Here is an 11,635-nt window from a genome sequence, read left to right as displayed (position 1 = left end):
CCTACCTTAGCGGATTGGCCCCAGGGCGTGGCGGCAGGATTGCGGTTATACGCGCGAAATCATGCATGAAGGAGACTGTCGTGTCGGCGAACAGCTTCGACGCCCGCAGCACGCTGCAGGTGGGCGACGAGTCGTACGAGATCTTCCGGCTGGACAAGGTCGAGGGCGCCGCGCGCCTTCCCTACAGCCTGAAGGTCCTGCTGGAGAACCTGCTCCGCACCGAGGACGGCGCGAACATCACCGCCGACCACATCCGGGCGCTCGGCGGCTGGGACTCCCAGGCGCAGCCCAGCCAGGAGATCCAGTTCACGCCGGCCCGCGTGATCATGCAGGACTTCACCGGCGTTCCCTGTGTCGTGGACCTCGCCACCATGCGTGAGGCCGTGAAGGAGCTCGGCGGCGACCCGTCCAAGATCAACCCGCTGGCCCCGGCCGAGCTGGTCATCGACCACTCGGTCATCGCCGACAAGTTCGGCACCAAGGAAGCGTTCTCCCAGAACGTGGAGCTGGAGTACGGCCGCAACAAGGAGCGCTACCAGTTCCTGCGCTGGGGCCAGACCGCCTTCGACGAGTTCAAGGTCGTCCCCCCGGGCACCGGCATCGTCCACCAGGTCAACATCGAGCACCTGGCCCGCACGGTCATGGTGCGTAACGGCCAGGCCTACCCCGACACCCTCGTCGGCACCGACTCGCACACCACCATGGTCAACGGCCTGGGCGTGCTGGGCTGGGGCGTCGGCGGCATCGAGGCCGAGGCCGCGATGCTCGGCCAGCCGGTCTCCATGCTGATCCCGCGCGTCGTGGGCTTCAAGCTGACCGGCGAGCTGCCGACCGGCACCACCGCCACCGACCTGGTGCTGACCATCACCGAGATGCTGCGCAAGCACGGCGTCGTCGGCAAGTTCGTCGAGTTCTACGGTGAGGGCGTCGCCGCCACCTCCCTCGCGAACCGCGCCACCATCGGCAACATGTCGCCGGAGTTCGGCTCCACCGCCGCGATCTTCCCGATCGACGACGAGACGCTGAAGTACCTGCGCCTGACGGGCCGCGACGCCCAGCAGGTCGCGCTGGTCGAGGCGTACGCCAAGGAGCAGGGCCTGTGGCTGGACCCGGCCGCCGAGCCGGACTTCTCCGAGAAGCTGGAGCTCGACCTCTCCACGGTCGTCCCCTCCATCGCCGGCCCGAAGCGCCCGCAGGACCGCATCGTCCTCGCGAACGCCGCCGAGCAGTTCGCCCTGGACGTGCGCAACTACGTCGACGACGTGGACGAGGCGGGCAAGGAGTCCTTCCCGGCCTCCGACTCCCCGGCGAACCACCCGAACGGTGCCCCGTCCAAGCCCACCCTGGTGACCCTGGCCGACGGCTCCTCCTTCGAGATCGACCACGGCGCCGTCACCGTCGCCGCGATCACCTCCTGCACCAACACCTCGAACCCCTACGTCATGGTCGCCGCGGCGCTCGTGGCCAAGAAGGCGGTCGAGAAGGGCCTGACCCGCAAGCCGTGGGTCAAGACCACCCTGGCCCCCGGTTCGAAGGTCGTCACCGACTACTTCGACAAGGCCGGCCTGACCCCGTACCTCGACAAGATGGGCTTCAACCTCGTCGGGTACGGCTGCACCACCTGCATCGGCAACTCCGGTCCGCTGGACGAGGAGATCTCGAAGGCGATCAACGAGGCCGACCTCGCGGTCACCTCGGTGCTCTCGGGCAACCGCAACTTCGAGGGCCGCATCAACCCCGACGTCAAGATGAACTACCTGGCCTCCCCGCCGCTGGTCGTCGCGTACGCCATCGCGGGCTCCATGAAGGTGGACATCACCAAGGACGCCATCGGCACCGACACCGAGGGCAAGCCGGTCTTCCTCCAGGACATCTGGCCGTCCGAGGCCGAGGTCAACGACGTCGTGGCGAACGCCATCGGCGAGGACATGTTCAACAAGTCCTACCAGGACGTCTTCGCGGGCGACGTCCAGTGGCAGGCGCTGTCGATCCCGACCGGCAACACCTTCGAGTGGGACCCGCAGTCCACCTACGTGCGCAAGCCCCCCTACTTCGAGGGCATGACGATGGAGACCACCCCGGTCTCCGACATCGCCGGCGCCCGCGTGCTGGCGAAGCTGGGCGACTCGGTCACCACCGACCACATCTCCCCGGCCGGTGCGATCAAGGCCGACACCCCGGCCGGCAAGTACCTCACCGAGCACGGCGTCGAGCGCCGCGACTTCAACTCGTACGGTTCCCGCCGCGGCAACCACGAGGTCATGATCCGCGGCACCTTCGCCAACATCCGCCTGCGCAACCAGATCGCGCCGGGCACCGAGGGCGGCTTCACCCGCGACTTCACCGTCGAGGGCGCGCCGGTCTCCTTCATCTACGACGCCTCCCAGAACTACCAGGCCGCCGGCATCCCGCTGGTCATCCTGGCGGGCAAGGAGTACGGCTCCGGCTCGTCCCGCGACTGGGCGGCCAAGGGCACCGCGCTGCTCGGCGTCAAGGCCGTCATCGCCGAGTCCTACGAGCGCATCCACCGCTCGAACCTGATCGGCATGGGCGTCCTGCCCCTGCAGTTCCCCGAGGGCGCCACCGCGGCCTCCCTGGGCCTCACCGGCGAGGAGACCTTCTCCTTCACCGGTGTGGAGGAGCTGAACAACGGCACCACCCCGCGCACGGTGAAGGTCACCACCGACACCGGTGTCTCCTTCGACGCGGTCGTCCGCATCGACACGCCGGGTGAGGCCGACTACTACCGCAACGGCGGCATCATGCAGTACGTCCTGCGGAACCTCATCCGCGGCTAAGGGCGCGCCAGGCGGAGCGATCCGCCGTCTGTCGGCACCATAGGGCCGTACCCCCGTCAAGGGGGTGCGGCCCTTCCGCTTTTCGTGGCGGGTGGTCCCAGGTGACGGACAGGTCTCAACTCGGAAAAGCCGGGAACGATCCTTGTGCACGATCTTGCTCAGCCGAGCGGAAGTGGACTATACCTGTGCGCGTCCGGGCCGCCGCGCGACGAGCGGCCCCGGGCCGGGGGATGCCGGGGGACCTGCGGTGATGCCCGCATGGACGGCAACTGCCGTGATTTCCGGCCTCCTTCACCCTCCTGACGAAGGCGAGGACATGAGCATGGGATCCACCGGTGAGGGCCTCGGCCGCCGTGATCTGATCAAGCGTTCCGCAGCGCTCGGACTGATCAGCGTGCCGACGATGAGCTTCCTGTCCGCCTGCGCCTCCGGCGGCGAGGGCACGACGAAGGGCCCCGACAAGGGGGCCGTGTCCAAGGAGAACCCGTTCGGCCTCGCCAAGGGCGGCAAGCTCGACGTGGTCATCTTCAAGGGCGGTTTCGGCGACGACTACGCGAAGGCCTGGGAGGCCGCCTTCGACAAGAAGTGGGGCACCACCAGCTCCCACCTGGGCACCCAGGAGATCGCGGCCAAGCTCCAGCCCCGCTTCAACGGCGGCACCCCGCCGGACGTCCTCAACGACTCCGGCGCCCAGATGATCAAGATCGACGTCCTCGCCAAGGGCGGCCAGCTCGCCGACCTGAGCGCGCTCCTCGACGCCCCCTCGCTCGACGACCCGGCCAAGAAGGTCCGCGACACCCTGATCGCCGGCACGGTCCAACAGGGCACCCAGGGCGGCACGTTCGTCGCCCTCAACTACGTCTACACCGTCTTCGGCCTCTGGTACTCCGGCAAGCTCTTCAAGGAGAAGGGCTGGACCGAGCCGAAGACCTGGGACGAGTTCCTGGCCGTCTGCGCCAAGGCCAAGGAGGCCGGCATCGGCGGCCTGGCCCACCAGGGCAAGTACCCGTACTACATCAATGTCGTCATCATGGACCTGATCGCCAAGAAGGGCGGTCTGGAGGCCATGAAGGCCATCGACAACCTGGAGCCGAACGCCTTCGAGGGCAACCCCGCCGCCCTGGCCGCCGTCGAGGCGGTCTACGAGGTGGTCGAGAAGGGCTACCTCATGCCCGGCACCAACGGCCTCACCCACACGGAGTCCCAGACCGCCTGGAACCAGTACAAGGCGGCCTTCATCCCCTCCGGCTCCTGGCTGGAGAACGAGCAGCTCAAGCAGACCCCGGAGGACTTCGACATGAAGTTCCTGCCGGTACCGCTGCTCGCCGACAGCAAGCTGCCCTTCACCGCCATCCGCGCCGGCGCCAACGAGGCCTTCGTCGTCCCGGAGAAGGCCGCCAACAAGGCCGGCGGCCTGGAGTTCCTGCGCACCATGCTCTCCCGCGAATGGTCGACGGTCTTCGCCCAGCAGGCCAACTCGCTCACCGTCGTCAAGGACGGGGTCGACCCGGGCGTCAAGCTCCGCCCGGGCACCCAGTCGGCCGTCGCCGCGGTCAAGGCGGCCGGGGAGAACACCTTCAACTACCTCTACCCCGACTGGTACAGCGAGATGGACGCCGACATCCAGAACGCGTCCAATGAGCTGATGGCCCAGCGGATCCAGCCGAAGGAGTGGATCAGGCGGGCCCAGGCTGCGGTAGACAAGGCTGCCAAGGACCCCAACGCCAAGAACAACCACCGCAGCTGACCCCGCGTCCACCAGCAGCGTCACCAGGGACGGACACCATGAGCCACCTAGCCCGGCGCAGGGGAAGGGCCGGCTTCATCGCCGGCTTCCTCCTCCTGCCGCTCGCGCTGTACCTGACCTTCGTCATCTGGCCGTACGTCCAGACGTTCGGCTATTCCTTCACCAACTGGTCGGGGCAGTCGCCGACCTTCGACTTCGTCGGCCTGGAGAACTACTCCACCCTGATGGAGGACGAGGTCTTCCGCGACGCCCTGTGGCACAACCTGCTGCTCCTGGTGTTCGTCCCCGTCATCACCATCCTGCTCGCCCTCTTCTTCGCCTTCATGGTGAACGCGGGAGGGCGCAGCGGGGCCGGCGGGGTGCGGGGCGTGCGGGGATCGGGCTTCTACAAGATCGTCTACTTCTTCCCGCAGGTCCTCTCCCTGGCCATCCTCGCGGTGCTCTTCGGAGCGGTGTACCGCAGCGACGAGGGCGGCCTGCTGAACGGGCTCCTCGCCCGGATCGGGCTCGTCGACCCGGCCGACCCCGTCGAATGGCTCAACCGGCCCGGCCTCGTCCTGTGGTGCCTGCTGCTGGTGGTGGTCTGGCACGGCGTCGGCTTCTACCTCGTCCTCTTCTCGGCGGCCATGCAGTCCGTGCCCAAGGACATCTACGAGGCCGCCCTGCTCGACGGCGCGGGGCGCGCCCAGACCTTCTTCAGGGTCACGCTGCCCCTGCTGTGGGACTCTGTGCAGACCTCCGCGGTCTACCTGGGCATCGCCGCGATGGACATGTTCGTCCTGGTGTCGACCATGACCTCGGGCCAGTTCGGCGGCGGACCCGACCACCACAGCGAGGTCATGGCGACGGTGCTGATGCGCAACTTCCTGTACTTCGGCAAGAGCGGATACGCCTGCGCCATGGGCGTGGTCATGCTCGCCCTGACCATGATCCTCTCCATCGTCACGCTGCGCGCCACCCGCCGCGAGCGCATCGAGTTCTGAGAGGAGATCCCCGATGACCGCAGAGTCCACTGTGATCAAGGCGCCGGGCGAGCCCTCGCCCGAGCGGTCCGGCGGCGCCGGCGGCCGCGCCCGGGACGGCGGGAGGCACCGTTCCGACGGCATGGTGCTGAACGTCTTCTCGCACGGCTTCCTCGCCGTCTGGGCGCTCCTGATCGTCCTGCCGCTGGTCTGGCTGGCCCTCGGCTCGTTCAAGACCGACAGCCAGATCGGCGCCTCGGCCCTCGGCTGGCCTTCCAATTGGCACTTCGACGCCTTCGGCCGGGCCTGGGACAAGGGCATCGGCGGCTACTTCGGACACACGCTGATCGTGATGGCCTTCTCGGTCCCGCTGACCATGCTGCTCGGTTCCATGGCCGCGTACGTACTGGCCCGCTACCCCTTCCGGGGGAACCGGATCATCTACTACTTCTTCGTCAGCGGGGCGATGTTCCCCGTCTTCCTGGCGCTCGTGCCGCTGTTCTTCATGGTCAAGCGCCTGGACATGCTCAACACGTACCAGGGGCTGATCCTGGTCTACATCGCCTACTCGATGCCCTTCACCGTCTTCTTCATGCACTCCTTCTTCCGGACCCTGCCGACGGCGGTGTACGAGGCGGCGGTGATCGACGGGGCCTCCGACACCCGGATCTTCTTCCAGGTGATGCTGCCGATGGCCAAGCCCGGCCTGATCAGCGTGGGGATATTCAATGTCCTGGGCCAGTGGAACCAGTACATCCTGCCCTCCGTGCTGATGCAGCCCCAGAGCGGCTCCGACCCCGAGCGCTACATGCTCACCCAGGGTCTGATCCAGCTCCAGTACCAGATGGGATACGAGACGGACCTGCCGGTCCTCTTCGCCGGCGTGACCATCGCGATGATCCCCATGCTGGTGGTCTACCTGTCCTTCCAGCGCCAGATCCAGGCCGGGCTGACCTCCGCGACGCTCAAGTAGCCGCTGCCGACGGGATGACGTATGCCTGACAGGAGAGTCACGGCGTGCGGGGGGAGGGGAAAGGGAGGATCATCGGGTTCGCTCCGCCTCAGGCTCTTGACGACTGGATACCTAAAGGATCGACTTAAGGTTCACAAGTTGGAGAGACGCCGGGGTCTCGGAGCACGCAGCCGCGACGACCGGCCGGGGGGCGGCGCACCGCCGCCGCTAAAGGCAGGAGTGGATGAGTCGTGCAGACTCCCGGATCGCAGTCCTCGCTGCACCGCGCGAACCTGGAGAGGGTCGTGCGGGCCGTGCGCCTCGCCGGCTCGCTGACCCAGGCGGAGATCGCCCGCACCACCGGACTGTCGGCGGCCACGGTCTCCAACATCGTCCGTGAGCTGAAGGAGAGCGGGACCGTCGAGGTCACCGACACCTCGGCCGGCGGCCGCCGGGCCCGCAGCGTCTCGCTCAGCGGGGACGCGGGCATCGTGATCGGCGTGGACTTCGGCCACACCCACCTGCGGGTGGCCGTGGGCAACCTCGCGCACCAGGTGCTGGCCGAGGAGGCCGAGCCGCTGGACGTGGACGCCTCCTGGGTGGACGGCTTCGACCGGGCGGAGTCCCTGGTCGGACGGCTGGTCCAGGGCATCGGCGTGTCCCGGGACAAGGTCATCGGCGTCGGCCTCGGCGTCCCCGGGCCCATCGACGTGGAGTCCGGCACCCTGGGCTCGACCGCGATCCTGCCGGGCTGGGCCGGGATCAACCCGCGCCAGGAGCTCGCACAGCGCCTGGGCGTGCCGGTCTACGTGGACAACGACGCGAACCTCGGCGCGCTGGGGGAGCTCGTCTGGGGGAGCGGCCGGGGGGTGCGCGACCTGGCGTACATCAAGGTCGCGAGCGGTGTCGGCGCCGGCCTGGTGATCAACGGCCAGATCTACCGGGGGCCCGGCGGCACGGCCGGGGAGATCGGGCACATCACCCTCGACGAGTCGGGCCCCGTCTGCCGCTGCGGCAACCGGGGCTGCCTGGAGACCTTCGCCGCCGCGCGCTACGTCCTGCCCCTGCTCCAGGGCACCCACGGGCTCGACCTGACGATGGAGAAGGTGGTCGAGCTGGCCCGCGGCGGGGACCCGGGCTGCCGCCGGGTCATCACCGACGTGGGCCGGCACATCGGCAGCGGCGTGGCCAGCCTGTGCAACCTCCTGAACCCGAGCCGGGTGGTGCTCGGCGGCTCGCTGGCGGAGGCCGGCGAGCTGGTCCTGACGCCGATCCGCGAGTCCGTGGGCCGGTACGCGATCCCGAGCGCGGCCCGCCAGCTGTCGGTCCTCACGGGGTCGCTGGGCGGCCGGGCGGAAGTACTCGGCGCGCTGGCCCTCGTACTCAGTGAGATGGGCGATTCGACACTTTTGACGGAAAATGGCTTTGGGATGCGAGCCCCCGCCGTCATGTCTTCAGTTAGATAACGGATGGCACCGTTGTCATCTCGTTAAGGATTCACTCCTTGACGACAAACTTGCGGCCGGGGTTGACTCACATCCACCTCGGCCGCAACGTTGCGGCCTCGTCAGGGAGGTTCAACGAATGAACACGCGTATGCGTAGAGCCGCCGTAGCCGTCGCCGCCGGCGCCATGGCCGTCTCGCTGGCCGCTTGTGGCAGCGCCAAGGAAGCGGGCGGCGAGAAGAAGCCCTCCGGCTCCGCCGCGGCCGGTGACGCCGTCAAGATCGGTCTGCTCCTGCCGGAGAACCAGACCGCGCGCTACGAGAAGTTCGACAAGCCGCTGATCGAGAAGAAGATCGCCGACCTCACCGGCGGCAAGGCCGAGGTCGTCTACGCCAACGCCAAGCAGGACGCGACCACGCAGAACTCGCAGGTCGACACGATGATCACCAACAAGGTGAACGTCCTGATCGTCGACGCGGTCGACGCCAAGGCCATCGCGGGCTCGGTCAAGAAGGCCAAGGACGCCGGCATCCCGGTCGTCGCCTACGACCGCCTGGCCGAGGGCCCGATCGACGCCTACACCTCCTTCGACAACGAAGAGGTCGGCAAGGTCCAGGGCAAGGCGCTGCTGGAGGCCCTGGGCGACAAGGCCAAGGACGGCCAGATCGTCATGATGAACGGCTCCGTCACCGACCCGAACGCCGCGCTGTTCAAAAAGGGCGCCCACTCCGTCCTCGACGGCAAGGTGAACATCGGCAAGGAGTACGACACCAAGGAGTGGAAGCCGGAGAACGCCAACACCAACATGGCGGGCGCGCTGACCGCGCTCGGCAAGGACAAGGTGATCGGCGTCTACTCCGCGAACGACGGCATGGCCGGCGGCATCATCACCGCCCTCAAGGCCGCCGGCCTGTCCCCCCTGCCCCCGGTCACCGGCCAGGACGCCGAGCTCGCCGGTGTGCAGCGGATCGTGGCGGGCGAGCAGTTCATGAGCGTCTACAAGCCGTACGCCCCCGAGGCCGCGGCCGCCGCCGAGATGGCCGTCGCCCTCGCCAAGGGCGAGAAGATCGACGGGATCATCAACAACAAGATCGACAGCCCGACCTCCAAGGGCGTTCCGTCCGTGCTGATCCCGGTCGTCTCGCTCACCAAGGCCAACATCAAGGACACCGTCGTCAAGGACGGCGTCTACACGGTCGACGAGATCTGCACCGAGAAGTTCGCGACCGCCTGCGCCACCATCGGCCTCAAGTAAGGCCCCGCCGCCGCCCCCGCGGCGCGGCGGCCCACGTGCCCTGCCCGGCGCCCCGCCCCTCATACCCCGCCATCCGCGGGGCGCCGGGCAGAAACGTTTCACCCTTTCGCTCGCAGTTACCCCCCCATCCGCCCCGCTCCTGCTCTTTTGCACGACATCCCCGCCGGTCAGGCGGCGAAGGAGATGGTTCATGTGTCCGCTGCGCCCGTGCTGGCGTTGCGAGGGGTCTCGAAGCGGTTCGGCGCCGTCCAGGCCCTGACCGACGTAGAACTCGAGATCCACTCCGGTGAGGTCGTCGCCCTGGTGGGCGACAACGGCGCCGGCAAGTCCACGCTGGTCAAGACGATCGCCGGCGTGCACCCCATCGATGACGGAGTCATCGAGTGGGAAGGCCGCCCGGTCTCCATCGGCAAGCCCCACGACGCCCAGAACCTCGGCATCGCGACCGTCTACCAGGACCTCGCGCTGTGCGACAACATCGACGTCGTCGGCAACCTCTTCCTCGGGCGCGAGCTCAAGCGGTTCGGCGTCCTCGACGAGGTGGAGATGGAGCGCCGCGCCCGCGAGCTCCTGACCACCCTGTCCATCCGGATCCCCAGTGTCCGGATCCCCATCGCCTCGCTCTCCGGCGGCCAGCGCCAGACCGTGGCGATCGCCCGCTCGATGCTGGGCGAGCCCCGGCTCGTCATCCTCGACGAGCCCACCGCCGCCCTCGGCGTCGAGCAGACCGCACAGGTGCTCGACCTCGTGGAGCGGCTGCGCGAGCGCGGCCACGCCGTCATCCTCATCAGCCACAACATGGCCGATGTGAAGGCCGTCGCCGACAAGGTCGCGGTGCTGCGGCTGGGCCGCAACAACGGTGTCTTCAACGTCGCCGACACCTCGCAGGAAGAGATCATCTCCGCCATCACCGGGGCCACGGACAACGCCGTGACCCGCCGGGCGGCCCGCACCGGGGAGGCCCGCAAGTGAGCACCGAACACCACACCGCGGCGGAAGAGGTGGCCCGGCTGGCCAACCCCGCCGCCCCGGCGGACGCCATTCCGGTGGTCGACCCGCGCCTGCTCGTGCGCGAGCAGGGCCTGTCCGGCTACCTGAGCGAGTTCGGCCGCAAGATGAAGGCCGGCGACCTGGGCTCCATCCCGGTCGTCCTCGGCCTGATCATCATCTGGAGCATCTTCCAGGGCCTGAACTCGAACTTCCTCTCCCCGGAGAACCTCTCCAACATCGCGATCACGATGGTCGCCACCGGCATGATGGCCGTCGGCATCATCTTCGTGCTGCTGCTCGGCGAGATCGACCTCTCGGTCGGCTCGGTCAGCGGTGTCTCGGGCGCCATCGTCGCCGTCCTCGCCGTCACCCACGGCGTCAACGAGTGGGTCGCGATCCTCGCCGCCGTCGGCGGGGGCGCCCTCATCGGCGCGGTCCACGGCTTCTTCTTCGCCAAGATCGGCGCGCCCGCCTTCGCCGTCACCCTGTCCGGCCTGCTGTTCTGGTCCGGCGCGATGCTGCAGATCCTCGGCAGCAACGGCACCATCAACCTCGACTCCGAGGGCGTGGTCGGGCAGCTCACCACGTACTACTTCTCGGACGTGGCCGCCGGCTACGGCCTCGCGGCGCTCGCCACGGTGGCGTACTTCCTCGCCACCTTCTTCGACAACCGCCGCCGCGAAGCCGCCGGGGTGCCCTCCCGGCCGCTGAGCGAGATCCTGCTGCGCACCGGCCTGCTGGCCCTGTTCACGTTCGGCCCCGCCGTGGTGTTCAACCAGTACAAGGGCCTGCCGCTCGCCCTGGTGCTCTTCGTGGTGGCCCTGGTCGGCACGGACTTCCTCCTGCGCCGCACCACCTTCGGCCGCAACGTCTTCGCCCTGGGCGGCAGCGTCGAGGCCTCCCGCCGCGCGGGCATCAACGTCAACGGGATCCGCATCGCGGTCTTCGCCATCGCGGGCACCTTCGCGGCCGTCGGCGGCCTCTTCTGGGCCTCCAAGATCGCGGCCGCCAACCAGAGCGCCGGCGCCGGCGACCTGCTGATGAACGTCATCGCGGCGGCCGTCATCGGCGGCACCAGCCTCTTCGGCGGCCGCGGCCGGACCTGGAACGCCCTCCTCGGCGTGATGGTCATCACCTCCATCCAGTACGGTCTGGCCCTGGAGGGGATCGCGACTCCGATCCAGTACATGATCACCGGTGCCGTACTGCTGGCCACGGTGGTCATCGACTCGGTCACCCGCAAGACCCAGAAGACGGCCGGCCGCGCCTGACCGCGCGACCCGGGCCGTCCCCGGGCGGTAAGAACCGTCACAGTGCCCGGTGCCACCACGAGTGGCACCGGGCACGCGTGCGTGCGTATGCGCGTACGGATGTGCTGGTATACGCCCGTTTGGGATGTGTGATTGCGCGGCGGGGGGTGCAGGTATGACAAAGGCGTGACCCGCCAGGCACCGCCCGATGACCGCCCTCGCGAGCGGAACATTAG

At 68.4% G+C, this 11,635-nt stretch carries 8 protein-coding genes; all 8 read left to right on the top strand.

The window, feature by feature from the left end:
• Nucleotides 1-80 precede the first annotated feature (80 nt).
• The 8 genes from acnA to ACZ501_RS23650 all read left to right on the top strand — a co-directional run bounded on the left by acnA (nucleotide 81) and on the right by ACZ501_RS23650 (nucleotide 11,420).
• Complete coding sequence (gene acnA, locus ACZ501_RS23685; protein ID WP_468797843.1) at nucleotides 81-2,798, top strand: aconitate hydratase AcnA; 2,718 nt, start codon at nucleotides 81-83, stop codon at nucleotides 2,796-2,798.
• A 322-nt stretch (nucleotides 2,799-3,120) separates the two neighbouring features.
• Entirely contained in the window at nucleotides 3,121-4,545 is a 1,425-nt protein-coding gene (ngcE, locus tag ACZ501_RS23680) for an N-acetylglucosamine/diacetylchitobiose ABC transporter substrate-binding protein (protein WP_468798160.1), read from the top strand.
• Nucleotides 4,546-4,583: 38 nt separating this feature from the next.
• Complete coding sequence (locus tag ACZ501_RS23675; protein WP_361596316.1) at nucleotides 4,584-5,528, top strand: carbohydrate ABC transporter permease; 945 nt, start codon at nucleotides 4,584-4,586, stop codon at nucleotides 5,526-5,528.
• A gap of 13 nt (nucleotides 5,529-5,541) precedes the next feature.
• Nucleotides 5,542-6,480 carry a carbohydrate ABC transporter permease gene (locus ACZ501_RS23670; protein ID WP_468797840.1) on the top strand — a complete coding sequence of 313 codons (939 nt, stop codon included), beginning with the start codon at nucleotides 5,542-5,544 and terminating at the stop codon, nucleotides 6,478-6,480.
• Nucleotides 6,481-6,710: 230 nt separating this feature from the next.
• Nucleotides 6,711-7,925: an ROK family transcriptional regulator gene (locus tag ACZ501_RS23665; RefSeq protein ID WP_361596310.1), complete on the top strand. Its 1,215-nt coding sequence runs from the start codon at nucleotides 6,711-6,713 to the stop codon at nucleotides 7,923-7,925.
• A gap of 118 nt (nucleotides 7,926-8,043) precedes the next feature.
• Complete coding sequence (locus tag ACZ501_RS23660) at nucleotides 8,044-9,159, top strand: sugar ABC transporter substrate-binding protein (RefSeq protein ID WP_361596307.1); 1,116 nt, start codon at nucleotides 8,044-8,046, stop codon at nucleotides 9,157-9,159.
• 183 nt (nucleotides 9,160-9,342) lie between these two features.
• Nucleotides 9,343-10,131 (top strand): ATP-binding cassette domain-containing protein, encoded by a 789-nt coding sequence (locus ACZ501_RS23655; protein WP_361596304.1) that lies wholly within the window; start codon nucleotides 9,343-9,345, stop codon nucleotides 10,129-10,131.
• Nucleotides 10,128-11,420, top strand: coding sequence for a sugar ABC transporter permease (locus ACZ501_RS23650; protein ID WP_468797837.1), 1,293 nt, complete (start codon nucleotides 10,128-10,130; stop codon nucleotides 11,418-11,420). The genes ACZ501_RS23655 and ACZ501_RS23650 overlap by 4 nt, the downstream gene beginning before the upstream one ends.
• Nucleotides 11,421-11,635: the final 215 nt, after the last annotated feature.

The organism is Streptomyces sp. NPDC034085 (genome assembly GCF_055575555.1).
This window is presented reverse-complemented; position numbering and strand designations above follow the sequence as displayed.